This is a genomic window from Stenotrophomonas sp. SAM-B (assembly GCF_013387485.1).
In the GTDB taxonomy this organism is placed as follows: domain Bacteria; phylum Pseudomonadota; class Gammaproteobacteria; order Xanthomonadales; family Xanthomonadaceae; genus Stenotrophomonas; species Stenotrophomonas maltophilia_AA.
Map to the genome: position 1 here is coordinate 31,494 of NZ_JABBXB010000006.1, position 24,048 is coordinate 55,541.

A 24,048-nucleotide genomic window follows, 5' to 3' on the forward strand; every position below is an offset into this window, starting at 1 on the left:
TCTAGTAGATCGGCGTCACCTTCATCTGCGGCAGTGGTCGCGGTGCGCCATCCGTGAGGTCCGGCCCGAGGTCTTCCCAGGTCTGGCCCTGCTCGACCATGTGCCGCCACAGCTGCTGCGACTCGCGGCGTTTGTCTTCCGAGCTCAGGCGATAGGACGGCGGCACCGGCGTGCCGGTGGCCACGCTCTGATAGGCCGCCTCGTACGCCGCCACGCGCTGCGCCGGATCATCGGTGCGCGCCACATCCAGCGTGTAGCGCTGGTAGGCCGAGGCCAGATTGCGCCAGCGGATCCAGTAGTGGTTGGCAAAAGAGAAATCGCAGAAGCGTTCGCCGGCGATGCTGCCCTTGTCGGCGATGCGGCTGAGCACGGCCTGCGGCATGTCCAGGTTCATGCCGCCCTCGTCGCCCTCCAGCGCGACATGCACGATGCGGTCGCGGTAGCCCGGCGCGCGAGCCTGCAGCACATCGCGCCAGTTCTGCATGGTCGACACGATCGAGAACAGGAAGCCGGACATCTCCGCCGCCGCCAGCGGCTGCGCGATGGAATGGTAGGTGCGTTGCCAGCCATGGCGGTTCTCGGTCGGCAGGAACACCGCCTGCTCCGCACGCGCATGCGGGTCGCCATGAGCCAGCACGCTGACCGCCTCGGCGTGGCGCGGATACACCAGATTGATGCCGAACGTCGGCCAGCGCGGCAGCGCTGCGTCGAACAGGTGGATCGGGAAATTGCTGCTGATCCCACCATCGGAGAACCAGCAGACGCGGAAGGCCGCGATCACCGGGCCACAGCTCTGACCGCCACTGGTGAGCCCTTCCATGCTGTCGGCGACATTGGTGTTGTCGCGACGTGGCTCGGCGTCCGCGACCGGCTCGCAGCGACGCTCGCGGCGCGCCGGCTCGTGCAGCGGCACCGCGCTGATCAGCAGCGGGAAGCTCAGGCTCATGCGCGTGGCGACCAGCACCGGCAGTTCCTCGCCATCGACCAGGCGGTAGTAGTCGCGCCCATCGACGTGCTCCGGCGTGCCTGCACGCGCCACCAGCCAGTCGACCACGCTCGCCGGGAACAACTGCGCGAACTCCTCGCGCAGGAACCAGAAATGCGCGGCATTGAACGGCAGCGTGCGCGGCTCGCTGTGCGAGATGCAGGTGGTGATCATCTGCAGGGTGATCGCGTGCGCGCCGCCCGGCTCACCGGGATAGCGCGGCGCCGCGTGCAGATCGCCGAAGGTCAATGGCTGGCCGTCCGGCTTGCCGGCCAGTGCCTGCAGCCGTGCGTGCAGCCAATCGGTCAGGGCCGGTGCGGACGCATCGGGCTGGGTACTGCCATTGCACAGGCCGAGCAGGTTGCGCCGTGCCACCCGCGCGACGCGTAGCGCCGAGGCCAGCACGCCGGCACCATACGCGCACAGCAGCGAGGGCAGCAGCGTCGCCCAGATACCGTCGATGCCACCGGCCAGGTAGCCGATCCCGAGCAGCCCGGCCAGCGCCACCAGCAGCTCCACGGGTGCGATCGCGAACACTGCCGCGAGCAGGCAGGCGACCTTGCGCAGCAGGCCGGCCTTGCCGGTCAGCATCACCAGCAGGCGATACGCGGTACGCGCGCCGTACGCCGGCTGGAACAGGCTGTGGATGAAACCCTGTCGCGACAGCTGCGCCGAGACCTCGGCCAGCCCGGGAAAGCCTACCGTCGACGCGACCGGCTCATCGGCCTGGCGACGCCGATCGCCCAGTGCGGCGGCCGCCGCAACGGCGGCGGCAATGGCCCCGGCCGAGGTGCCGCCGATGCTCTTGAAACGGTACTCGCGGGCCAGCGACAGCACCGCATTGGGATACACGATGCCGCTGGTGATGCCGCCCTTCATGACCAGATCGCAGTACTTGTCCGCCACGTTGCCGTCCTCTGTCCGCCGGTGCGCGGCCGATCCGCGCACCCTCCCCGCCTGTTCCCGCAACGATGCAGGGACCGGGGAGCTCGATGGCGACAGTATCGCCCGCGCGCTTCTCAGGGCCTGAGAAGCGCCGCACGGAACGGCTTATTCGGCCTTGCCGGACTGCGGCACGCGCCGCACCTGGGACAGGTCGTAGCCGAGCGCGGCCACGCGGGTCATCGCCGCCTGGTAGTCCGCATCGGAGATGGTCGGCGTGCGCGCCATCAGCCACATGTAATCGCGTTTACTGCGCCCGACGATGGTCTGCCTGTAGTCGGGGTCGAGATCCACGATCACGTACTCGGCCTGGATCGGCCAGATGAACTGCATGCCCCAGATGGCGCCGCCGGTGCCCTCCTTGACCGTCCCGATCGGGTGCATGGTCTTGATCGGCGCCTGGAAGCTGCCCTTGCGGTAGCGGAAGGTGGTCTGGATGCGACCGTCCGGACGCAACGCATAGGACTCCACCGCATCGAACGCTTCACGCTCGGGGCGGCTGGGGATATGGGCGATCACGTACCAGTCGCCCATGAAGCGCGGCACGTCCACGTGGGCCACGGGCGGGATCGGACGGGTGTTGCCACTGCAGCCGCCGAGCATCATGCCGACGGCCAGCAAGGGGATGAGAGCGCGGATCGACATGACGGCTTCCTCCAGGAACGTGGGGTGATCACGGACGGTTGAACAGGTAATGGGCCACCTGCCACTGCTGGCTCTGCTGATAGCCGAACAGCTCCGCGCAGGCCATCCAGAACATCCGCCAGCGCTGGTGCCACAGCGCGGCCGAGGCATCGCCGTAGGTCTGGCGCAGCACAGTCATCACCGCCTCTTTCTCGCGGTCCTGGTTGGCCAGCCAATGGTTGGCGGTGCGCTCGTAGTGGGTGCCATCGAGCAGCCAGCGCTGCTGCAGCTGCAGGTGCTGCTGGAAGAACAGCAGGGTATCGGCGGCCGGCATCAGGCCACCGGTGAAGAAGTGGCGACCCATCCAGTTGTCATCGCCCTCGGTCTCGAACGGGTACATCAGCGTGCGGTGCACGAAGATGTGCACGAACAGCTTGCCCTCCGGGCGCAGCCAGCGGTGGATGCGCTGCAGCAGCTGCGGGTAATTGCGCATGTGCTCGAACATCTCGATCGACACGCAGCGATCGAAGGTTTCCGCATCCAGCATCAGATGGTTCACGTCACGGGTCAGCACCGTGACGTTGATCAGGCCACGCGCGCGGCACTGGCCCTGGATATACTCGCGCTGGCTGTTGGAATTGGATACCGCGGTGATCTGCGCGTTCGGGTAGCGCTCGGCCATCCACAGTGTCAGCGACCCCCAGCCGCAGCCCAGCTCCAGGATGTGCTGCCCATCGGCCAGCTGTGCGCGCTCGCCGTACAGCGCCAGCATCGCCTCTTCAGCCTCGTCCAGCGTTTCCCTGCCGGTGGCGTAGTAGCAGCTGCTGTACTTCAGGCGCTTGCCCAGGCAACGGTGGAAGAACTCGGCCGGCACCTCGTAGTGCTGGCGGTTGGCGGCATCCACGTGCAGCGCCACGGCGCTGCTGGCCAGCCCGGCGATGCGCGCGGCAAAGCGCTGCGACTGCACCTGCTGGCCGCCGGCGAGCTCTTCGCGCAGGCGCTGCTCGCACTGGCGGCGGATGCCCAGCCGCAGCAGGGCATCGGGCAGCAGCCCGCGTTCGGCCAGGCCGGTCAGGCCCGGTGCGTAGTCCGGCAGCGGAAGACGGTCACTGGCGACATTCATGGGGAAGATTCCTTGCGGGCAGACGACGAACGGGAGGGGAACCACGGAAACAGCATCGGCGTGGTGCGCTGGTACTCGCGGTAATCCTCGCCACGCGAACGCAGCGCCTGCGCCTCGGTGAAGGGAATCCCACTGACCCAGCGCAGGAACACGTACATCACCAGTGGCCCGGACCAGGCCAGCCACCACAGCGGCGAGTGCACGGCGAGCAGCACATAGGTGAACCAGTGCAGCCACTCGAAGAAATAGTTGGGGTGCCGCGAGTGGCGCCACAGCCCCTCACGGCAGGTCTTGCCCTTGTTGGCCGGATCGGCACGGAAGCGCGCCAGCTGACGGTCCGCCAGCGATTCGCCGCCCACGCTCAGCAGCCACATCGCGATGGCCGCGATCAGCCAGCCCCAACCCGCTGGTGCCGGATTCACCGACACCGCCACGAACGGCAGCGCGAACAGCACGATCAGCAGCGCCTGGAACTGGAAGAAGCCGAAGATCTTTCCCTGGTGGCCGTTCCAGTGCCTGCGCAGATGCTGGTAGCGGCCATCCTCGGGCTCGCTGCGCACGCGGTGCCACAGGTGCAGCGCCAGGCGCGAGCCCCACAGGCCGCCCAGCACCGCCAGCGCGATCCGCGGCATCGCTGCCCCATTCCCCAACAGTGCCAGCAGCAGGGCAGAGGCGCCGACGCCCTTGGCCCAGAGCACATCCACCACACCGATGTTCTGGTGCCGGCGCTGCCACCACCAGCCCCAGGTCATGATCACGGCGGCGTACAGCCACACCCACCACAGCATTTTCATCGTGTCTCTCCCGGAACGAGTGGGCGCATCGATGCGGCGTGGCGCTGCCAATGACGGGCGCACGCCGCAAGTACCGGCAGCGCGATCGCCCAGCCGATGCCAAGCAGCAGCACGCCGTGCCACTGCGGTGTAGCGAACACCACCGACGACCAGCCGCGCGCGGCGGACAGATACGCCAGCGGCGCCAGCAGCAGGCCGACCAGCGTGGCAATCACCAGATGACGCTGCAGCACCGCGAACGACACCGTGAGCGTCATCGCGAACGCGGCCCACAGTGCGAGGATCCAGACCGGGGCGACCCACGCGGGTTCATTGCCGGCCGCGTAAAGCACCCACCCGGAAGCGCCGGCCAACCCGTCAACGACCACGCCGCAGCCGATCGCCACCAGCATGAGCCTGAGTTCCACCGAGGGCTGCGCGGACAGCGCGAGCTGGCTGCCCACGTAGGCCGCCGCCGCCACCAGTGCGGGCCAGCGCAGCCCGTGGCCGGCGCCGATCACGGCGCACAGCCAGACCAGCTGGTTGCCGATCACGTTGGCCCAGAAACGGGGCACCTCAGCCCTCCCCGGCGATCAGCGCGGGCCGGTAGCCCGGACGCGCCATCAGCAGGTGCGAAACGCCGATGGAGCGCTCCAGGAAGCCACCTTCGCAGTACGCCAGATAGAACTCCCACAAGCGGATGAAGCGTGCATCGAAGCCCTGCGCGCGCACTGCGGGCAGCTGGGCCAGGAAACGCTGGCGCCACGCGCGGAGGGTGAGTGCGTAAGACGGGCCGAAATCATGCTGGCCGATAAGCTGCAGGTCGCTGCTGCGGGTCTTGGCGGCGACGATCGCGTTGATCGAGGGGATGAAGCTGCCGGGAAACACGAAGCGCTTGATGTAGTCCACGCTGCGCCGGGCCTGCTCGTAACGCTGGTCTTCGATGGTGATGGCCTGCAGCAGCGCGAGGCCATCGTCCTTGAGCAGTCGTGCAAGCGTGGCGAAGTAGGTGTCCAGGTACTGCGCGCCGATCGCCTCGATCATCTCGATGGAAACCAGTTTGTCGTACTGACCGTCCAGATCGCGGTAGTCCTTGAGCAGCAGGGTCACCTTGTCCTGCAGGCCGGCCGCCTCGACCCGCTGCTTTGCCAGCGTGTACTGCTCGACCGAGATGGTGGTGGTGGTGACGTGGCAGCCGATGTGGCGCGCCGCGTACAGCGCGAAGCCCCCCCAGCCGGTGCCGATCTCGACCACGCGATCGGCCGCGGTGAGCTGCAGCTGCTCGCAGATGCGCGCCAGCTTGCGCTCGGACGCCGCCTCCAGCGTGTCGTCCGGGCGGGCATACAGCGCCGAGGAGTACATCAGGTCCGGCGACAGGAACAGCGAGAAGAACGGATTGCCCAGGTCGTAGTGCGCGGCGATGTTGCGGCGGCTGCCTTCGCGCGTATTGCGGCGCAGCCGGTTCCAGCCTTTCAGCAGCCAGCCGCCGATGCGGGCCGGGCCGCGCTCCATGCCATCGAGCAGATCGCGGTTGCGTACCAGCAGCTGTACCAGCGCGACCAGGTCATCGCAGCGCCAGTCACCGCGGATGTAAGCCTCGCCCGCACCGACACTGCCCTGCGCCGCGACCGCGCGGTAGAAACCGGGGTCGTCCACCCAGACCGTCACCTGGGGCGTGGCGTCCGGATCGCCGATCACCACATCACCCACGGCGTCGCGCAGCCGCAGATGCCCGCCGCGCAGCGGCGCCAGCTGCGCCAACAGGCGTGCGCGCAGGAACCCTTCAAGGGTGGACGGTTGCGGCACGGCCACCGCACGGGTCATGTCGTTCATGGGGATTTTCCAGCAAGAGAAGGATGGTCGTGAACCGGGTTGCGCTTGAGCCACAGCCGCAGCGCCTGCCAGTGGATGGCAGCCACCACCTTGAGCGTCATCAGCGGGTAGCGCAGCAGCACGCCGGCCAGGCCACGCCCGGTGAGTGGGTGCCGCTGCATCACCAGATCGGCATCGAACTGGCACACGCCCTCGCGCCACACCTGCATGTGCACGTGCAGGTCATCGCCCGGCGCGGTGAAGCGCCAGCGGTACTCGCAGTCCATCTGCATGAAGGGCGACACGTGGAACTGCTTGTCGAAGGACCAGCACAGCGCGCGGCCCTGGGCATCGGCCTGCGCCACCGGCAGCACGTATGCGTGGCGCTCCTTCCACGGCGTGTTGGTGATCTCCGCGACGATGCTGTCCAGCGTGCTGCCATCGGCGGCATAGCAGTAGTAGAAGCTCACCGGGTTGAAGACATGGCCGGCATAACGCGGATGCGTCAGCAGCCGGAGCGGCCCGGCGGGCGCGCGGCCCAAGGCCTCGGTGATGCGTGCGCGGACGGCATCGGCCAGCGGCTGATCGGGCGCGCCGAGATAATCGCTGCGGCGGAACTCGACCACGTTGCGGCGGCCGACCGACCACAGCCAGCGCCGCTCGAACAGGCGCGGCAGTTCGTCCAGATCCAGCAGCAGCTGCGCGATCGGGTAGCGGAATGCATGCGCGCGCGGCGCGTGCCGCCGATGGCGCATCCAGCCACGGTAGATCGCACTGGCGCTCATGCCGGCAGCGCCTCGGCCAGCGGCCAGTACGACTCGGCATCCAGCGCCTGCAACGCATCGACCACGCGCCGCGCACTGCGGATGCCATCCTCGTGGAAGCCCCAGCCCCAGTACGCACCGGCGAACCAGGTCCGGCGGTGGCCCTGGATCTCCGTCCAGCGCTGCTGCGCCCGCACCATCGCGTGGTCGTGCACCGGATGGGCGTACTGCAGGCGACGCAGCACGGTGGACGGATCGATCGCAGCGCTGCGGTTGAGGGTGACCACCAACGGCGTCGGTGTGTCGATGCCCTGCAGCAGGTTCATGCAGTAGCTGACCGTGCACGGCGCCAGCGGATCGCGCGGTACGTGCGCGTTCCATGCGGCCCACGCCTTGCGGTCGCGCGGCAACAGGCTGGCATCGGTGTGCAGCACGACCTCGTTGGGCTGGTAGCGGATCGCGCCCAGCACCGCGCGTTCGGTGAGATCGGCATCGGACAGCAGGGCCAGTGCCTGGTCGCTGTGGCAGGCCAGCACCAGCTGGTCGAAGCCTTCCAGGCCGGCAGCGCTGTGCACGCGCACGCCATGCTCGTGGCGCTCCACGCCGAATACCGGGCACTCCAGGCGCTCACGCACCTGCCAGCGGCGGCGCAGCGCGTCGACATACCGCGCCGAGCCACCCTGCACCACGCGCCACGGCGCGCGCCCGGTCATCTGCAGCATCTGGTGATTGGCCATGAACTGCACGAGGTAGCGCGCCGGGAAGGCGGCCAGGCTGGCCGTCGGCGACGACCACAGCGCCGAGGCCATCGGCAGCAGGTGTTCGTCGATGAAGGTGCGGCCGTAACGGCCCTTGTCCAGGAACTCGCCCAGCGAGGGGCCTTCATCGTCGCGCTCGAGCAGCGCCGGCGCCTCGCGGTAGAAACGGCGCAGGTCGCGCAGCATGCCCCAGAACCGCGGCGACACCAGGTTGCGGCGCTGGCAGAACAGCGTGTCCAGCGAGGTGGCGTTGTACTCCAGCCCGCTGCGTTCGCTATGCACCGAGAAGCTCATCGTGGTCGGCTGCGAGGCCACGCCCAGTTCCTCGAACAGGCCGGTCAGCAACGGATAGTGCGCGGGGTTGAACACGATGAAGCCGGTATCCACCGCCTGCGTGCGGCCGTCGATCTCCACCTCATGCGTGTGGGTATGGCCACCGAGGTAGTCATTGGCCTCGAACAGCGTCACTTCGTGCCGCTGGCTCAACCACCACGCACTGGCGAGGCCGGCGATGCCCGATCCGATCACGGCGATACGCATGTCAGTGCTCCGCCTTGGCCAGCACCCAGGCCGGCACGGGTTTGAGGTCATGCACCAGTCCCAGCGCGGCCATCGCCCGCAGGCCATACCAGGTGACATCCACTTCCCACCAGTAGAAGCCCTGGCGCGCGGTCCCCGGGAAGAAGTGATGGTTGTTGTGCCAGCCTTCGCCAAACGTCAGCAGGGCGAGCCACAAGTTGTTGCGGCTGTCATCGCCGGTGTTGAAACGCTGGCGGCCGAAGCGGTGCGCCAGCGAATTGATCGTGACCGTGGCATGGAACAGCACGACGGTGGAGATGAAGAAGCCCCACACCAGCATCTGCCCGCCGGTGGTGCCCCACGACGGCGCGATGCGCTCCAGCAGGGCACCCAGGCCGAACAGCGCGGCGGCCAATGCGATCGGCACCAGCGTGTCGAAGCGGTCCAGCCAGCGTAGTTCCGGGTACTTGGCCAGGTCGGGGATGCGCGACCAGTCGGTACGGAAGCCCTCGACCGTGAGGAACCAGCCCATGTGGCTCCACCAGAAGCCATGCACCGAGGGCGAATGCGGATCGGCCGCCGTGTCGGTATGGCGATGATGGTTGCGGTGATGCGCGGCCCACCACAACGGGCCGCGCTGCACGCTGGAGGCACCGATCAGCGCGAAGATGAACTGCACGGCGCGCGACGTCTGGAACGTGCGGTGGGAGAAGTAGCGGTGGTAGAAGGCGGTGATCGCAAACATGCGCACCGCGTACAGCGCGACTGCCACGCCGACCGCCACCCAGGAGACACCCACCCAGATCACCGCCAGGCAGGCCAGGTGCATCGCGGCGAACGGGATCGCCCGCACCCAGTCCACGCGCTGTGGCTGGCCGGTCGCGGCCGCCGCATCGGTGCTGGTGTCGAACCAGCGCAGCAGCGTTGCCCAGCGGCGTCGCTGTGCGGTGCGTCCTGCGTCGGGGGTGGGGCTGACCGACATGACTCGCTTCTCCTGAGGCGTTATCAGGAGATACGGGAGCGGGCGCTGTTTGGATGCACGGATCCGGAAAAATAGTCCGGACCCATGCGGTTACAGGTTCGCGATGTCGCCCTTGGCGATGATCGGGCCGGTCGGAATGCCCTGCGGCGCGCCGGTGGAGGGCTCCAGCGTGATCGCCAGCACCGACCCGTTCACAAGTGCATCACGCAGGGTGTCGGGCACGGCCACGGTGTGGGCACGGTTGATCGAGACCAGGCCCAGCGAACGCGGGGCGCCACCGGCCGGGATCAGCCACAGCTCCGGCGCGCGACCGGCCGCGTCTGCCGGTGCCGGGACGGGCACCATCAGCACCTTGCCCTGGGTCTTGTCGACCGAGGCCAGCCATCCCGGCGTGCCATCGTCGTGCAGCAGCGGGGTGACCGGCTTGGTCGCCTGCTCCGGTTCGGCCGGGGCCGTCGGGGTGCTTGGTGTGACCGCCACCGGGGTGGACACCGGAGCGGCAGGCTCCAGATCGCGGCGGCTGAACACCGCCACCAGCGCCAATGCGGCGGCCAGCGCGGTCATGCCCTGCCAGAACCCGGTGCGCTGCCACAGCCGCGGCGAGGCCGTGGCTGCGGAAGGCCAGCCCAGCGAGGTCCGGATGCGCGGCCACAGGTGCGCGGGCACGGCTTCGGTGCCGAGCGACTCCAGCATCGGCGCGAGGCGGTTTTCCCACTGCGTCACCAGCCGGCCGAAACCGGGATCGCTGGCGATGCGGCGTTCAACCTCGGCGCGCCGGGCAGCGTCGAGCACCCCCAGCACGTACTCGCCGGCGAGGATGTCGGCGCTCGGCGGTTCGCCGTCGTCATGCAGATCGTGGAGGTCGCGGATGTTCATCGTTCCAGGCACACCCGCAGTTGGCCCAGGCCCCGGCGGATCCAGCTCTTCACCGAGCCCAGCGGCGAGCCGATGCGGCGCGCCAGTTCCTCATAGCTGGCGCCATCGAGGAAGGCCAGCCGGATCAGCGAGCGGCGGCGCGGCTCCAGCGTGTCCAGGCAGTCCTGCAGGCGCTCGTGATCGGATGCCTGTTCGGCCACCTGGGCCGGCTGCGGCGCGAAATCGGGCAGTTCCTCGGCCACCGACAGATCATCCAGCGCGCGCGGCGGCGCGGCGCGCAGGCGGTCGATCGAGCGGTTGCGGGCCATCATCGACAGCCAGGTCATGGCCGCGGCCTTGGCACGGTCGAACTGTGCCGCCTTGTGCCAGACCGTGGTGAAGACCTCCTGCAGCACTTCTTCGGCATCGCCGCGGTCGCGCAGCACCTGCAGGCAGATCGCGAACAGGCGGCCGGAGGCAAGCTGATAGACCGATTCGAACGCCTGGCGATCGCCTCCGGCGACCCGGACGAGCAACTCGTCCAGGCGGTGTGATGCGGCGGCGGCGGCGTCCAGCTCGGGCATTGCAGGCTCAATGTCGATAACGGGCGTATCGGCATCCTCCTTGCTCCCGGCGCTGTCTGCAAGGGGGCGCTCAGGCACCGCATGTCTTCACCAGCGGCTGCGTGCGGGCAGCGGTGAGCTCGGCGGCGGGCGTCGCAACGGGGGCGGCGGGAAACTCGACCCGCACCTCCGGGTACCTGCCCTTGTCATCGCGGACGTTGCCGGTGCCGGTGAACTGCAGCAGGCGCTGGTCCGCGGTGGCATAGATCAAGGTCACCGCGGGCACGGCGAAGCCGAACCAGGCATCGAGCTTCATCTGCAGCTGCTCGGCCGGCTGGCCCTGCCAGGTGACCGCGCCGGTACGCTGCAGCTTCAGCGGCACCAGGCGCTGGCGACTGGGCAGGAGGAACTGGAACGCCACGCTCTGTCCGGCCTGCAGCGCAGCCCAATGACGGCGCACCGCGGCATCGAAGCCGGCGTCGACCACCGCGCCCGAGGGGATCGCGATCGCCCGGCTGAAGGTGGGCGCCTGGGCGCTGGCGCGGACCGATACCTGGCGCGCATCGGAGGTACCACGCACCCCTTCCTGATACCCATCGCGGCCATCGTCGAGCGTGAAGTCCGGTGTCTGCGGGTTGCCCTGCGGCGTCATCCATTTGCGCGCGAACGGGCGGCCATCGCTGCAGCGGTACAGCACCAGACGCGACTGTGCCGTTGGCGGTCCCTGCAGCCAGTGCGTCTCGCGGTAGAGCAGGCGCCCATCGGCAGTGGCGTACGCGCGCCCTTCCTGGCGCTGCACGGTCTGGTCGGCGGCGCTCACGGGGACGGCGAAGGCCGACATCAGCAGGATCAGGCAGGGCATCGGCTGGCGCATGGGGGTCCAAACGGGCGGGCTTGCAGGGAGATACGCAGTTGGCTGCGGTTTGGATGCAGTGGGGTCAATCGCGCAGACGACTTGACCATCGCTCGCCTTCGGCCTACCTTGTGCTCGCCAAGGGTATCCATCGCTTCATGCAGATGAAGGGATGGATTTAAACGGGAATCCGGTGAAGGCGCCTCGTGCGCCCATTCCGGAGCTGCCCCGCAGCGGTGAATGGAAACGACTCCTGCCAACAGCACTGGGCCTTCGCGCCTGGGAAGCGGCAGGTACTAGGTGGGCGTCCGCGCCCGTGTCCATCAGCCCGAATACCGGCCCCGGCCGGAGGACACGACCGTCCTCCGATTCGACCTGGAACGTCCGCGGGGAGGTTGCCGGGGCCTGCCGCCATGCCGCCTGCATGGCGCTGCCCCCGTGCGTCCGCTTCACGGCATCCGGTTCGCCCGCGGGGGCGAAGGTCGCTGGCGGGGCGGAACGGGCTGCAAGGCCCCGGACGGCGCGCGGTTCCTTCGTTCCTCAATGCCCCTACGCAATGAGGACACGTTCCAATGACCACTGTTACCACCCTGGGTTTTCCGCGCATCGGCGCCAAGCGCGAACTCAAGCGCGCGCTCGAAGCCTTCTGGTCCGGCGAGAGCAGCGCCGCGTCGCTGCAGGACACCGCGGCCGAACTGCGTGAACGCCACTGGCAGCTGCAGCGCAAGGCCGGCGTGGATGTGCCGCCGAGCAACGATTTCAGCCTGTATGACCAGGTGCTCGATGCCGCCTTCCTGTTCGATGCGATCCCGGCCCGCTACCGCGCGCTCGCCGATGCCGAACCGCTGAGCGGCTACTTCGCGATGGCGCGGGGCCTGCAGCGCGATGGCATCGACCTGCATGCGCTGGAAATGACCAAGTGGTTCGACACCAACTACCACTACCTGGTGCCCGAACTGCACGCCGGCCAGACCTTCACGGTGCGCGGCGACAAGCCGCTGGCCGAGTACCGCCAGGCCAAGGCGCTGGGGATCGAGACCCGCCCGGTGCTGATCGGGCCGGTGACCTTCCTGCGGCTGTCCAAGACCACCGATGGCAGCAACGCGCTGGACCTGCTCGATGCGCTGCTGCCGGTGTACGTGCAGCTGCTGGGCGAGCTCAAGGCCGCCGGCGCTTCGTGGGTGCAGCTGGATGAGCCGCTGCTGGTGCAGGACCTGGACGAGGCCACGCACGCCGCGTTCGAGCACGCCTATGCGGTGCTGGCCCAGGCCGCCCGCCCGAAGGTACTGGTCGCTACCTACTTTGGTGCGCTGGAGGACAACCTCGATCTCGCCGCGTCGCTGCCGGTCGATGGCCTGCATGTGGATCTGGTCCGCGCGCCGGAACAGCTGGATGCGGTGATCAAGGCGCTGCCGGCCGGTCGCGTGCTGTCGGCCGGTCTGGTCAACGGCCGCAACATCTGGCGCACCCACCTGGACAACGCGCTGGTGCTGGCGCGCTACGCGCACGGTCATGTCGGCAGCGATGCGCTGTGGCTGGCGCCCTCGTGTTCGCTGCTGCACAGCCCGGTCGATCTGGACCACGAAAAGAAGCTCGATGACGAACTGCGCAGCTGGCTGGCGTTCTCCCGGCAGAAGCTCGGCGAGCTGCGCGTGCTGGCCGACGCGATCGATGCGCCGGCACGCGCCGAGGCGCCGTTGGCGCACTCGCGTGCGTGCATCGAATCCCGTCGCCGCTCGCCGCGCGTGCACAACCCGGCCGTCGCCGCGCGACTTTCCTCGCTGACCGCCGCCGATGCCCAGCGCCACAGCCGCTACCCGCAGCGTCACCTGGCCCAGGCCGCCGCACTCAAGCTGCCGCGCTTCCCGACCACCACGATCGGTTCGTTCCCGCAGACGCTGGAGGTGCGTGAGGCGCGCGCCCGCAACAAGTCCGGCAAGCTCTCCGATGCCGACTACGATGCCTTCCTGGCGACCCAGACCGAGCACTGCGTGCGCGTGCAGGAACAGATCGGGCTGGACGTGCTGGTGCACGGCGAGTTCGAGCGCAACGACATGGTCGAGTACTTCGGCGAGCAGCTGGATGGTTTCGCCTTCACCAGGAACGGCTGGGTGCAGAGCTACGGCTCGCGCTGCGTGAAACCGCCGGTCATCTTCGGCGATGTGACCCGCCCGCAGCCGATGACGGTGCGCTGGTCGCAGTACGCGCAGTCGCTCACCCAGCGGCCGATGAAGGGCATGCTGACCGGCCCGGTGACGGTGCTGCAGTGGTCGTTCGTGCGCGATGACCAGTCGCGCGCGGACACCTGCCGTCAGATCGCGCTGGCGCTGCGCGATGAAGTGACCGATCTGGAAGCGGCCGGCATCGGCGTGATCCAGATCGACGAGCCGGCGATCCGCGAAGGGCTGCCGCTGCGCCGCGCGCAGTGGCGCGACTACCTGGACTGGGCGGTCGAAGCCTTCCGGATCAGTGCCAGCGGCGTGCGCGATGCGACCCAGATCCACACCCACATGTGCTATTCCGAGTTCAACGACATCATCCACTCGGTGGCTGCGATGGACGCGGACGTGATCTCGATCGAGACCTCGCGCTCGCGCATGGAACTGCTCGATGCCTTCGTGCGCTTCCAGTACCCCAACGAGATCGGCCCGGGCGTGTACGACATCCACTCCCCGCGCGTGCCGGACAAGGCCGAGATGCTGGCACTGCTGCGCAAGGCCGCCGAGGTGCTGCGTCCCGAGCAGATCTGGGTCAACCCGGATTGCGGGCTGAAGACCCGTGGCTGGCCGGAAACCCGTGCCGCGCTGGAAGCACTGGTGGCCGCTGCGCGCGAGCTGCGCGAGGAAACCGCAGACGCCGACGCCGCCTGATCTGCCCTTTGTAGACTGCCCCAAGGACCCCATCGCCGCCGTTGCCGGCGGTGGGGTCGACGAGAAACCCATGAACACGCCCCAGCTGACACCGATCGACCGTCCCACCCTGTCCCTGCCCGATGGGCACACCAGGCTGCTGCTGCATTCGTGCTGTGCACCGTGCTCGGGCGAAGTGATGGAAGCGATCACCGCCTCCGGTATCGACTACACGATCTTCTTCTACAACCCCAACATCCACCCGGTGAAGGAATACGAACTGCGCAAGCAGGAGAACATCCGCTTCGCCGAGAAGCATGGCGTGCCATTCGTCGACGCCGACTACGACACCGACACGTGGTTCTCGCGTGCCCGCGGCATGGAAAACGAGCCCGAGCGCGGCATCCGCTGCACGATGTGTTTCGACATGCGCTTCGTGCGCACCGCGCTGTATGCGCACGAACATGGCTTCCAGGTGATCAGCAGCTCGCTGGGCATCTCGCGCTGGAAGGACATGACCCAGATCAACGATTGCGGCCACCGCGCCGCCGCGCACTACCCGGGCATCCAGTACTGGGATTACAACTGGCGCAAGGGCGGCGGCGCCGCGCGGATGGTGGAGATCAGCAAGCGCGAGCAGTTCTATCAGCAGGAATACTGCGGCTGCGTGTACTCGCTGCGCGACGCCAACCGCCACCGCCGCGAGACCGGACGCGAGCGGATCAAGCTGGGGGTGCTGTATTACGGCGATGGCACCTCCCGGCAGGGCGACGCCGACTGACCGTTGCGGGGGCGTCGGCTAGACTGGGCGCCCCCACCGTCGTGAAGTCGCCATGAGCCGTTACCCTGCCGATGTCGCCCTGGTCGTGATCGACCTGCAACCGGACTTCATGCCCGGTGGCGCGCTGGCCTGCGTGGACGGCGATGCGATCGTACCGGGCATCGCCGCGGTGCTCGCCGAGCGCCATTACCGCACCGTGGTGGCGACCCAGGACTGGCATCCGGCCGACCATGCCTCGTTCGCCAGCCAGCACCCGGGACACCTGCCGTTCGAGGCGATCCTGCTGCACGCGCAGCCGCAGACCCTGTGGCCGGACCACTGCGTGCAGGGCAGCCCGGGCGCTGCATTGCACCCGGGCGTGGACTGGAACGTAGCCGACCTGATCCTGCGCAAGGGCACCCGACGCGCGGTGGATTCGTACAGCGCCTTCCGTGAGAACCATGGCCCCGACGGCACCCGCCCGGCCACCGGACTGGCGGGCTGGCTGCATGAGCGCGGCATCCGCGAGGTGCATGTGTGCGGCCTGGCGCGCGATTACTGCGTGCTGTGGAGCGCCCAGGACGCGGTGAAGTCCGGGTTCCGGGTCAAATTCCGCTGGGACCTGACCCGGCCGGTCACCGAGGCCAATGACGGCATGGTGCGTGAGGCGTTGGCGAAGGCGAAGATCGCGGTTGTCTGACGGGCGAATTGGGCGCCGGCCAGAAAGCGTACCGACCAACGGTCGGTACCTACCGGTTCAAAGAACGATCGGCTGGTGCCTGCCGCGCTGGTAGTGCCGGCCGCTGGCCGGCTCCCGATACTATTTGGGGCGCGCGAGGAGCCGGCCAGCGGCCGGCACTACCGGAGCGTCGTACCCACCAGCGGTGGGTACCTACCGGATCAAAGCGCAGGCAGCATCAGGCAGCCGGCACCGCACCCCGTCAGCGGAACACGACCGTGCGATGCCCGTTGCGCAGGATCCGATGCTCCACATGCCGGCGTACCGCGCGGGCCAGCACCTGCGATTCGGTATCGCTGCCCAGCCGCACCAGGTCGCGCGGCGTCATCGCATGGTCCACGCGCGCCACGTCCTGCTCGATGATCGGGCCTTCGTCCAGATCCGGGGTCACGTAGTGCGCGGTCGCACCGATGATCTTGACCCCGCGCGCGTGCGCCTGGTGGTACGGCTGCGCGCCCTTGAAGCTGGGCAGGAAGCTGTGATGGATGTTGATCGCGCGCCCGGCCAGGGCCTCGCACAGGCGCGGCGACAGAATCTGCATGTAGCGCGCCAGCACCACCAGGTCGATCTGCTCGCGTTCGACCAGGTCGATGATCTGCTGCTCCTGCACGGCGCGGTTGTCGGCGTTGACCGGCAGGTGATGGAACGGCACGCCGTAGGAGCCGGCCAGGGCGGCGAAGTCCTCGTGATTGGAGGCCACCGCCGCGATATCCACCTGCAGCTGCCGGCTGTGCGCGCGGAACAGCAGGTCGTTGAGGCAATGCCCCTGCTTGCTCACCAGCACCAGTAGGCGCGCACGCCGGCGGGCGTCATGCAGCTGCCAGTCCATCCCGAACTCGGCGGCCAGCGTGGCCATGCGCGCTTCCACGTCACCCAGCGACTGCTCGGCGGCACGGTCGAAATGCACGCGCAGGAAGAACCGGCCGCTCTCGTCGTCGCCGAACTGCTGGGCATCGAGGATGTTGCAGCCCAGCTCGAACAGCAGGCCGGACACACGGTAGACGATCCCGGTACGGTCCGGGCATGACAGGGTGAGGATGGAATCGGGGCGCATCCGACCAGTGTAAGCGAGCACCGTCGGCCTGCGGACGATGCTCTCAGATGCAACCAAGGGCGCGGGGAGTCAGCGCTGCTCGGCATCCCACGCCGCACGGATGGCACCCAGCTCCGCGCCTTCACCCCGCCACCCGCTCACGGTGGCGATCACCGTGCCGTCGCGGACCAGATGGAACGCAGGCGTCTCATTCCGCTCAAAGCCCGCCCATGCCGGGTCGACCACCATCGGCCGCATCGGTAGTCCGGCATGCGCCGCGTTCCAGTCGATCAGCTCCTGCCCCGGCCACTGCTGCCCGATCGGCACCACCAGTTGCAGATGCGGTCGCAGCCATGCGTACTGCGCCTGGGTGGTGATCGCCTCCAGTGCGCGGCGGGAAAAGCCGCAGTATGGATGCACCATCGCGACCACCCGGAGCCCGTCTTCGGACAGTGCCACGCGCTCTGCCTCATCGAAGCTGATCAAGCCCAGCAGCGGCTTGCCTTGCGGGATGCTGCCGCGGATCGTGGGCAACGGCGCGCCGGCATCGGCCAGCGCCGCCCCCACGGTGTTGGCACGTTCAAACTGCTGAAGCGAGATCAATGTGCCCCGCAGCGCCCGGTGATGCGCCGCGCTGGCCTGGCCACGGGTGACCAGGGCATCGTGCAGGCACTGGAGGCGGTCCAGGGAGCTGGTATCCCTGGCATAGAACGCGATCAGCGCAGTGGCCTGGAACAGGTCCTCCAGACGCTTATCCGTCTGCGCCAGGCACTGCGAGCGCTCCATCCTGACCGGCGCAGCCTGTGCGTAAGCGCTGCGCATCGCCGCCAGTCGCTGCTGGACCGGAGCAATCGGCGCGGCACGATCCAGCTGCGTCAGCGAATCAAACAGGGGCAGCTCGACCGACATCGCGATCGGCATCGGGATACCCACAAACAGCACAAGGCTGATCACCGTCCGCCTTGCGCAGGCCGCCCACGCCCTGCCTCGAAGCATCACTGCCAGCATTACCGATGTGTCCCGTCCGTTACCGTGTCACCACGCAATCGTGAACGGTGATGCCGATGCCGTGACTCAGCTCACGGCATCGAATGCATCTATGGCGGCCCGGCGTGAGCGTCTGGCTCGGCTGGCAGCGTCGCCGCGCCGTCACCGCCCAACGACTACACCGCCGCCGGATCCACCTTCTCGACATCGATGCCATAGCGGTCGATCGCCACCTGCAGCTGGGCACGTTCGATCCGGCCCTCGTCGGCCAGCGACTTGAGTGCGGCGAGCACGATGAAGTGGCGGTCCACTTCAAAGAACGTGCGCAGTGACTCGCGCGTGTCCGAGCGGCCGAAGCCGTCGGTGCCCAACGCGGTAAAGCGGCGGTCATCGATGAAGGGGCGGATCTGGTCGCCGACGATCTTCATGTAGTCGGTGGCGACGATCACCGGGCCCGGGTGCGCGGCCAGGCACTGCTGCACATACGGCACCCGCGGTTCCTGCACCGGATGCAGCAGGTTCCAGCGCTCGGCCGCCAGGCCATCACGGCGCAGTTCGGTGAGGCTGGTGGCGCTCCACACGTCGCTGGCGATGCCGAAATCCTGCTGCAGCAGGCTGGCGGCGGCTTCCACTTCGCGCAGGATCGCGCCGCTGCCCATCAACTGCACGCGCAGCGCCGGATCACTGTCGGCGACAGCCGGGTGCAGCAGGTACAGACCCTTGAGGATGCCGGCTTCGCTGCCTTCCGGCAGTGCCGGGTGCGGATAGGCCTCGTTGAGCACGGTGATGTAGTAGTAGATGTCTTCCTGGTCCACGTACATCCGGCGCAGGCCGTCCTGGATGATCACCGCCAGTTCGAAGTTGTAGGTCGGGTCGTAGGACACACAGCTGGGGATCACCGAGGACAGCACGTGGCTGTGGCCGTCGTCGTGCTGCAGGCCCTCGCCCATCAGCGTGGTGCGCCCGGAGGTGGCGCCGAGCAGAAAGCCACGGGTGCGCGCATCCGCAGCGGCCCAGGCCAGGTCACCGACGCGCTGCAGGCCGAACATCGAATAGAAGATGTAGAACGGAATCGTGGCCAGGCCGTGGTTGCTGTAGGCGGTGCCGGCGGCGATCCACGAGCAGATCGCACCGGACTCGTTGATGCCTTCCTGCAGGATCTGGCCGTCCTTGGCTTCCTTGTAATAGCTCAGCTGGCCGGCATCCTGCGGCGTGTACAGTTGGCCGAGGTAGGAGTGGATGCCGATCTGGCGGAACAGGCCTTCCATGCCGAACGTGCGCGATTCATCGGGCACGATCGGAATGATCAGCTTGCCCAGCTCGGGGTCCTTGAGCAGCGTGGTGAGGATGCGCACGAAGCCCATCGTGGTGGACTGGCCACGCTCGCCACTGCCTTGCAGCTGGGTGGCAAACGCCGACAGCGCCGGCACCGGCAACGGATCGACATGGGTCACGCGCGCCGGCAGCTGGCCGCCCTGGGCCTGGCGACGCTGTGCGAAATAGCGCTCTTCAGCACTACCCGGCGCGGGACGCAGGTACGGCATGTCCTCCAGCTGGTCGTCGCTGACCGGCAGATCAAACCGATCGCGGAACGCGCGCACGGCGTCGGCGCTCATTTTCTTGAGCTGGTGGTTGATGTTCTGGCCTTCACCGGCCTCGCCCATGCCGAAGCCTTTCACCGTCTTGGCCAGGATCACGCTCGGCCGACCATTGCCGGCGACGGCCTGCGCGTAGGCGGCATACACCTTCTGCGGATCGTGGCCGCCGCGGGCGAGTGCCCAGATGTCGTCATCGCTCAGGTCCTCGACGAGCGCCAGCAGTTCGGGATACTTGCCGAAGAAATGCTCGCGCACGTAGGCACCGTTCTGCGACTTGAAGGTCTGGTAGTCGCCGTCCACGCATTCCATCATGCGTTGGCGCAGCAGGCCGGTGCTGTCCTTGGCGAGCAGCGCATCCCAGCCGCCACCCCAGATCACCTTGATGACGTTCCAGCCGGCGGCACGGAAGGTGCCTTCCAGTTCCTGGATCACCTTGGCGTTGCCGCGCACCGGGCCGTCGAGCCGCTGCAGATTGCAGTTCACCACGAACACCAGGTTGTCCAGGCGCTCGCGGCCGGCCACGGAAATGGCGGCCAGCGATTCGGGCTGGTCCATTTCACCATCGCCAAGGAAGGCCCAGACCTTGCGGCCCTGGTGCTCCTTCAGCCCGCGGTATTCCAGGTAGCGCATGTAACGCGCCTGGTAGGCGGCGGTGAGCGGGCCCAGCCCCATCGAAACCGTGGGGAACTGCCAGAAGTCCGGCATCAGGCGCGGGTGCGGGTACGAGGACAGTCCGTCGCGGTCGGATTCGCGGCGGAAGTTGTCCATGCGTTCGGGCGCGATGCGGCCTTCGACGAACGCGCGGCCGTAGATGCCGGGCGCCGAGTGGCCCTGGATGTAGATCATGTCGCCATCGAAGGTATCGGTGCGGCCACGGAAGAAGTGATCGAAGCCGACGTCGTACAGCACCGCCGCGGACTGGTAGGTGGCGATGTGGCCGCCCACGTTGGAGTGCTTGCCGGCGCGCAGCACCATGACCATCGCGTTCCAGCGGATCATCGCGTTGAGGCGGCGCTCGATGCCGAGGTCGCCCGGATACGCCGGCTGGCGTTCGACCGGAATGGTGTTGGTGTAGGCCGTCCACACGCGGCCATGCAGGTCGCCATGGCGGGCCGTGTCCAGCTCGCTCAGCTGGTCCATCAGGTAATGCGCGCGCGGGCGGCCGGCGGCGTGGATGACCGCCTCCAGCGACTCACGCCATTCCTGGGTTTCCTGCGGGTCGGTGTCGAGGGGGGCGAGCGCTGGGTTCATGTGCATCTCCGGGAAAGGCGGCCAGGCCGTGCGCAGGACGCGACGGCAGCGGGGGCGGCACAGCGCGGAAGCGGCGTCGCCCGGGCAACAGCGCCGGGCGAACGGGCAACCTGGCGGTTGCGGGACAGGCACGATAAGCAGCCGCCGCCGGGGCGGGTAGACCGGATGGGCTTGACGCTTTATAAAGAAATTCTTTCCAATGGAGCGCGAGAATGGCGGCCAGCATGAACATTCTCCAGTCAATCCGCAGCTTCATCCGGACCGCCGATGCCGGCAGCCTGGCCGCGGCCGCGCGCACGCTGGGGGTCAGCCCGGCAGCGGTCGGGCAGAACATCGCCCGCCTGGAGGCCCATCTGGGCGTGCGCCTGCTCAACCGCACCACGCGCACGCTGGCCCTGACCGAACGCGGCGCGCTGTACCTGGCCCAGGTGCGCCATATCGAGCGCGACCTGCAGCGCGCCCAGGCCGCGGTGACCGACCTCGATGCCACGCCCGAAGGCCGGCTGCGGATCGCCAGCAGTACCGCGTTCGGCCGGCACGCGCTGGCGCCGTTGCTGCCCGCGCTGCAGGCCCGGTTCCGGCGCTTGGCGATCGAACTGCTGCTCACCGACCGCAGCGTGGACCACGCGCACGAAGACGTGGACGTCAGCATCCGGATCGAGCCGCAGCTGGAGGAAGGCCTGGTGGCGCGGCCGATCGCGCAGGTGCCGTTCGTGTTCTGCGCGGCGCCGTCGTACCTGGCGCGGGCCGGCATTCCGCTCACACCGGAGGCGCTGCGCGAGCATCGTTGCCTGCTGTTGCGCTACCCGCTGGACGGGCGTTACCTGCCGTGGGGCTTCGTGCGCGATGGCATGCGATTCGATGCCGAGGTGAACCCGGCGCTGGTCAGCGACGACATCGATGCGCTGGCCGCGATGGCGGTGGCCGGCGGCGGCATCACCCGGCTGGCGGCGTTCGTGGCCGCGCCCTATCTCGCACGCGGCGAGCTGCAGGCGCTGTTCGAACCCGGCGATGCGGCGAGCACCCAGGCCTCACCGGAGCCGATGCGGTTGTTCCTGTGCGTCAGCGATCGCCGTGATCTGACGCCCAAGGTGCGGGCGCTGATGCAGCACATCATCGAGGGGCTGCCGACGGCGTGGCGGGTGGATGTCGGCTGAGTGCAGGGTCACCCGGAGGCCGGCCAGCGGCCGGCACTCCCGTCAGCGTGTCAGCGTTCCGGCGCGATGAACACACCACGGGCTTCCCGTGGTTCGCAGCGCAGGTACTGCGGGGCCGGGGCGACCGAATCGCCCAGTGCCGCGGCGGCATGCCACGGCCAGCGCGGGTCGTAGAGGATGCCGCGGGCCAGCGCGATCGCATCGGCATGGCCGTGACGCAGGATCGATTCGGCCTGCGATGGCTCGGTGATCAGGCCCACCGCGATGACCGGCATGCGCAGCTTGTGCGCCTTGATCGCCTGCGCGAACGGCACCTGGTAGCCCGGCGACAGCGGGATCTGCTGGCGCGGATCATTGCCGCCGCTGGACACGTGCAGGAACTGGCAGCCGCGCGCGTCCAGCACGTGCGCCAGGGTCGTGGTCTGATCGATATCCCAGCCGCCGGCCACCCAGTCGCTGGCGGAGATGCGCACACCGACCGCGATGCGATCGGAGACGGCCTCGCGCACGGCGTCGAACACGCGCACCAGCAGGCGCATGCGGTTTTCCAGCGAGCCACCGTACTCATCCTCGCGGCGGTTGCTCAGCGGCGACAGGAACTGGTGCAGCAGGTACCCGTGCGCGGCATGCAGTTCGATCAGGTCCATGCCGACGCGTTCGGCGCGACGGGCCGCAGCCGCGAAGGCTTCGACCACCGCATCGATACCGGCCAGATCCAGTTCGGTCGGCGTCGGATCGGTCTTGGCGAACGGCAGCGCAGACGGCGCGACCGTGGGCCAGGCGCGCGGATCGGACGGGTCCATCGCGCCGCCGCCTTCCCACGGCTTGTTGACCGAGGCCTTGCGGCCGGCGTGACCCAGCTGCACGCCCAGCGGCATCGGCGACCACTGCTTGACCGAGGCCACGACCGAGGCCAGCGCGGCTTCGGTGGCGTCATCCCACAGGCCCAGGTCGGCCCAGCTGATGCGGCCTTCCGGCAGCACGGCGGTGGCTTCCAGGATCAGCAGGCCGGCGCCGGACTGCGACAGCTGCCCGAGGTGGATGCGGTGCCAGTCATTGGCAAGGCCGTCGACGCAGGAGTACTGGCACATCGGCGCGATCACGATGCGGTTGGGCAGGGTCAGCGGGCCGAAGGGGATGGAGGAGAAGAGCTGGCTCAAGGGGGGAACTCGGGAAGAGGAAATGGAACCGGGCGCCATTGCACTCCTGTGCGGCGGCGGAGGCAACCGTGCCAATGGATCAGTGTTTCGTAGCGGCTCAGGCGGCGGCGGTTCCTGGCAGCAGGAAGGCCAGCGCGTCGGCGCAGGATTGATCGACCTTCAGGCTCAACAGCGCGTCCGCGCGGGTAAGGCCGCGGTTGAGCGCGGCGATCGGCAGCCCGGCCTGGGCCGCGGCCTGCACGAAGCGGAAGCCGGAATAGACCATCAGCGAGGAGCCGACCACCAGCACCGCATCGGCCTGCTGGAGATGCGCGTGGACGGTCGCGACCCGCTCGCGCGGCACGCTTTCGCCGAAGAACACCACATCCGGCTTCAGCACGCCGCCACACAGCGGGCACGCCGGCACCTGGAAGGCGGAGAAATCCATCTCCAGATCGGCATCGCCGTCAGGCGCCTGCCCGGCTTCAAGGTGCTCCCAGCCGGGGTTGAGCGCCAGCAGCCGGTGCTGGAACGCCTCGCGCGGGGTGCGAGCTTCGCAGCCCATGCAGCGCACCTGGTCCAGCCGCCCATGCAGGTCGATCACCGCCTCGCTGCCCGCCCGCTGATGCAGGCGGTCGACATTCTGGGTAAGCAGCAGCTCGACCTGGCCACGGGCTTCCAGCGCGGCGAGCGCGGCATGCGTGCCGTTCGGCTGGGCCCAGCCGAACCGGGGCCAGCCCAGCAGGCTGCGCGCCCAGTAGCGCTGGCGCGTGGCCAGCTCGCCCATGAAGGCCTGATAGGTGACCGGCGGGCTGCGCTTCCACTGCCCATCGGCATCGCGGTAATCCGGGATGCCCGAATCGGTGCTGCAGCCGGCGCCCGTCAGCACGAACAGGCGCTGGGCGCGGTCGATGAACTCGGCGAGGGGGGTGCTCATGATCAGCAGATGGGGGCGCAGGCGCGGAGAGGCAATCGCTGGCCG

Annotated in this window: 21 protein-coding genes and 1 riboswitch; of the genes, 4 read left to right on the top strand and 17 right to left on the bottom strand. The window is 68.4% G+C overall.

Going from position 1 to position 24,048, the window contains the following annotated elements; all coding sequences use genetic code 11:
* Nucleotide 1: 1 nt before the first annotated feature.
* The 12 genes from HH110_RS13665 to HH110_RS13720 form a co-directional block, all read right to left on the bottom strand.
* Nucleotides 2–1,891, bottom strand: a complete 1,890-nt coding sequence (locus HH110_RS13665; protein ID WP_342589245.1) for a patatin-like phospholipase family protein — start codon at nt 1,889–1,891, stop codon at nt 2–4.
* A 144-nt stretch (nt 1,892–2,035) separates the two neighbouring features.
* Nucleotides 2,036–2,572 carry a lipocalin family protein gene (locus tag HH110_RS13670; RefSeq protein WP_176990173.1) on the bottom strand — a complete coding sequence of 179 codons (537 nt, stop codon included), beginning with the start codon at nt 2,570–2,572 and terminating at the stop codon, nt 2,036–2,038.
* A 28-nt stretch (nt 2,573–2,600) separates the two neighbouring features.
* Entirely contained in the window at nt 2,601–3,674 is a 1,074-nt protein-coding gene (locus HH110_RS13675; RefSeq protein WP_176990174.1) for a class I SAM-dependent methyltransferase, read from the bottom strand.
* Entirely contained in the window at nt 3,671–4,468 is a 798-nt protein-coding gene (locus tag HH110_RS13680) for a DUF1295 domain-containing protein (protein ID WP_176990175.1), read from the bottom strand. Before HH110_RS13680 ends, HH110_RS13675 begins: the two co-directional genes overlap by 4 nt.
* Nucleotides 4,465–5,022: a DUF2878 family protein gene (locus HH110_RS13685; RefSeq protein WP_176990176.1), complete on the bottom strand. Its 558-nt coding sequence runs from the start codon at nt 5,020–5,022 to the stop codon at nt 4,465–4,467. The genes HH110_RS13680 and HH110_RS13685 overlap by 4 nt, the downstream gene beginning before the upstream one ends.
* A 1-nt stretch (nt 5,023) precedes the next feature.
* Nucleotides 5,024–6,280, bottom strand: coding sequence for a cyclopropane-fatty-acyl-phospholipid synthase family protein (locus HH110_RS13690; protein WP_176990177.1), 1,257 nt, complete (start codon nt 6,278–6,280; stop codon nt 5,024–5,026).
* Nucleotides 6,277–7,044 carry a DUF1365 domain-containing protein gene (locus HH110_RS13695; RefSeq protein WP_176990178.1) on the bottom strand — a complete coding sequence of 256 codons (768 nt, stop codon included), beginning with the start codon at nt 7,042–7,044 and terminating at the stop codon, nt 6,277–6,279. The genes HH110_RS13690 and HH110_RS13695 overlap by 4 nt, the downstream gene beginning before the upstream one ends.
* The gene (locus HH110_RS13700; protein ID WP_176990179.1) at nt 7,041–8,321 is read right to left on the bottom strand and encodes an NAD(P)/FAD-dependent oxidoreductase; all 1,281 of its coding nucleotides are present in this window, start codon (nt 8,319–8,321) and stop codon (nt 7,041–7,043) included. Before HH110_RS13700 ends, HH110_RS13695 begins: the two co-directional genes overlap by 4 nt.
* Nucleotide 8,322: 1 nt before the next feature.
* Nucleotides 8,323–9,282, bottom strand: a complete 960-nt coding sequence (locus HH110_RS13705; RefSeq protein WP_176990180.1) for an acyl-CoA desaturase — start codon at nt 9,280–9,282, stop codon at nt 8,323–8,325.
* A gap of 90 nt (nt 9,283–9,372) precedes the next feature.
* On the bottom strand, nt 9,373–10,158 hold the full coding sequence (locus HH110_RS13710; RefSeq protein ID WP_176990181.1) for an anti-sigma factor: 786 nt from the start codon (nt 10,156–10,158) through the stop codon (nt 9,373–9,375).
* On the bottom strand, nt 10,155–10,721 hold the full coding sequence (locus HH110_RS13715) for a sigma-70 family RNA polymerase sigma factor (RefSeq protein ID WP_241696580.1): 567 nt from the start codon (nt 10,719–10,721) through the stop codon (nt 10,155–10,157). The genes HH110_RS13710 and HH110_RS13715 overlap by 4 nt, the downstream gene beginning before the upstream one ends.
* A gap of 70 nt (nt 10,722–10,791) precedes the next feature.
* Nucleotides 10,792–11,574: a hypothetical protein gene (locus HH110_RS13720; protein ID WP_176990182.1), complete on the bottom strand. Its 783-nt coding sequence runs from the start codon at nt 11,572–11,574 to the stop codon at nt 10,792–10,794.
* A 104-nt stretch (nt 11,575–11,678) separates the two neighbouring features.
* A riboswitch (cobalamin riboswitch) is annotated at nt 11,679–11,912 on the top strand.
* Nucleotides 11,913–12,125: 213 nt separating this feature from the next.
* Here HH110_RS13720 and metE point away from each other — a divergent pair.
* The 3 genes from metE to pncA all read left to right on the top strand — a co-directional run bounded on the left by metE (nt 12,126) and on the right by pncA (nt 15,862).
* Nucleotides 12,126–14,423: a 5-methyltetrahydropteroyltriglutamate--homocysteine S-methyltransferase gene (gene metE / locus HH110_RS13725; RefSeq protein WP_176990183.1), complete on the top strand. Its 2,298-nt coding sequence runs from the start codon at nt 12,126–12,128 to the stop codon at nt 14,421–14,423.
* A gap of 70 nt (nt 14,424–14,493) precedes the next feature.
* The gene (locus HH110_RS13730) at nt 14,494–15,183 is read left to right on the top strand and encodes an epoxyqueuosine reductase QueH (protein ID WP_176990184.1); all 690 of its coding nucleotides are present in this window, start codon (nt 14,494–14,496) and stop codon (nt 15,181–15,183) included.
* Between the two features lie 52 nt (nt 15,184–15,235).
* Nucleotides 15,236–15,862 (top strand): bifunctional nicotinamidase/pyrazinamidase, encoded by a 627-nt coding sequence (pncA, locus tag HH110_RS13735; protein WP_176990185.1) that lies wholly within the window; start codon nt 15,236–15,238, stop codon nt 15,860–15,862.
* A 241-nt stretch (nt 15,863–16,103) separates the two neighbouring features.
* Here pncA and purU read toward each other — a convergent pair whose 3' ends face one another.
* The 3 genes from purU to aceE form a co-directional block, all read right to left on the bottom strand.
* The gene (gene purU / locus HH110_RS13740) at nt 16,104–16,955 is read right to left on the bottom strand and encodes a formyltetrahydrofolate deformylase (RefSeq protein WP_121044317.1); all 852 of its coding nucleotides are present in this window, start codon (nt 16,953–16,955) and stop codon (nt 16,104–16,106) included.
* 69 nt (nt 16,956–17,024) lie between these two features.
* On the bottom strand, nt 17,025–17,888 hold the full coding sequence (locus tag HH110_RS13745) for a hypothetical protein (protein WP_176990186.1): 864 nt from the start codon (nt 17,886–17,888) through the stop codon (nt 17,025–17,027).
* 209 nt (nt 17,889–18,097) lie between these two features.
* Nucleotides 18,098–20,770, bottom strand: coding sequence for a pyruvate dehydrogenase (acetyl-transferring), homodimeric type (gene aceE, locus HH110_RS13750; protein WP_176990187.1), 2,673 nt, complete (start codon nt 20,768–20,770; stop codon nt 18,098–18,100).
* A 224-nt stretch (nt 20,771–20,994) separates the two neighbouring features.
* Here aceE and HH110_RS13755 point away from each other — a divergent pair, with 224 nt between their 5' ends.
* The gene (locus HH110_RS13755) at nt 20,995–21,927 is read left to right on the top strand and encodes a LysR substrate-binding domain-containing protein (protein WP_176990188.1); all 933 of its coding nucleotides are present in this window, start codon (nt 20,995–20,997) and stop codon (nt 21,925–21,927) included.
* A 50-nt stretch (nt 21,928–21,977) separates the two neighbouring features.
* On the opposite strand, the gene HH110_RS13760 is transcribed toward HH110_RS13755, so the two are convergent.
* Together HH110_RS13760 and HH110_RS13765 are read right to left on the bottom strand one after the other, a co-directional pair.
* Nucleotides 21,978–23,126, bottom strand: coding sequence for an NADH:flavin oxidoreductase/NADH oxidase (locus tag HH110_RS13760; protein ID WP_176990189.1), 1,149 nt, complete (start codon nt 23,124–23,126; stop codon nt 21,978–21,980).
* Nucleotides 23,127–23,184: 58 nt separating this feature from the next.
* Complete coding sequence (locus HH110_RS13765) at nt 23,185–24,003, bottom strand: NAD-dependent protein deacetylase (RefSeq protein ID WP_176990190.1); 819 nt, start codon at nt 24,001–24,003, stop codon at nt 23,185–23,187.
* Nucleotides 24,004–24,048: the final 45 nt, after the last annotated feature.

Excerpts from the sequence above, each read along its gene's own strand:
- HH110_RS13670 (WP_176990173.1), bottom strand. The coding sequence starts at position 2,572 with ATGTCGATCCGCGCTCTCATCCCCTTGCTGGCCGTCGGCATGATGCTC.
- HH110_RS13675 (WP_176990174.1), bottom strand. The coding sequence starts at position 3,674 with ATGAATGTCGCCAGTGACCGTCTTCCGCTGCCGGACTACGCACCGGGC.
- HH110_RS13680 (WP_176990175.1), bottom strand. The coding sequence starts at position 4,468 with ATGAAAATGCTGTGGTGGGTGTGGCTGTACGCCGCCGTGATCATGACC.
- HH110_RS13690 (WP_176990177.1), bottom strand. The coding sequence starts at position 6,280 with ATGAACGACATGACCCGTGCGGTGGCCGTGCCGCAACCGTCCACCCTT.
- HH110_RS13695 (WP_176990178.1), bottom strand. The coding sequence starts at position 7,044 with ATGAGCGCCAGTGCGATCTACCGTGGCTGGATGCGCCATCGGCGGCAC.
- HH110_RS13700 (WP_176990179.1), bottom strand. The coding sequence starts at position 8,321 with ATGCGTATCGCCGTGATCGGATCGGGCATCGCCGGCCTCGCCAGTGCG.
- HH110_RS13705 (WP_176990180.1), bottom strand. The coding sequence starts at position 9,282 with ATGTCGGTCAGCCCCACCCCCGACGCAGGACGCACCGCACAGCGACGC.
- HH110_RS13710 (WP_176990181.1), bottom strand. The coding sequence starts at position 10,158 with ATGAACATCCGCGACCTCCACGATCTGCATGACGACGGCGAACCGCCG.
- HH110_RS13715 (WP_241696580.1), bottom strand. The coding sequence starts at position 10,721 with ATGCCCGAGCTGGACGCCGCCGCCGCCGCATCACACCGCCTGGACGAG.
- HH110_RS13720 (WP_176990182.1), bottom strand. The coding sequence starts at position 11,574 with ATGCGCCAGCCGATGCCCTGCCTGATCCTGCTGATGTCGGCCTTCGCC.
- metE (WP_176990183.1), top strand. The coding sequence starts at position 12,126 with ATGACCACTGTTACCACCCTGGGTTTTCCGCGCATCGGCGCCAAGCGC.
- HH110_RS13730 (WP_176990184.1), top strand. The coding sequence starts at position 14,494 with ATGAACACGCCCCAGCTGACACCGATCGACCGTCCCACCCTGTCCCTG.
- pncA (WP_176990185.1), top strand. The coding sequence starts at position 15,236 with ATGAGCCGTTACCCTGCCGATGTCGCCCTGGTCGTGATCGACCTGCAA.
- purU (WP_121044317.1), bottom strand. The coding sequence starts at position 16,955 with ATGCGCCCCGATTCCATCCTCACCCTGTCATGCCCGGACCGTACCGGG.
- aceE (WP_176990187.1), bottom strand. The coding sequence starts at position 20,770 with ATGAACCCAGCGCTCGCCCCCCTCGACACCGACCCGCAGGAAACCCAG.
- HH110_RS13755 (WP_176990188.1), top strand. The coding sequence starts at position 20,995 with ATGAACATTCTCCAGTCAATCCGCAGCTTCATCCGGACCGCCGATGCC.
- HH110_RS13760 (WP_176990189.1), bottom strand. The coding sequence starts at position 23,126 with ATGGCGCCCGGTTCCATTTCCTCTTCCCGAGTTCCCCCCTTGAGCCAG.
- HH110_RS13765 (WP_176990190.1), bottom strand. The coding sequence starts at position 24,003 with ATGAGCACCCCCCTCGCCGAGTTCATCGACCGCGCCCAGCGCCTGTTC.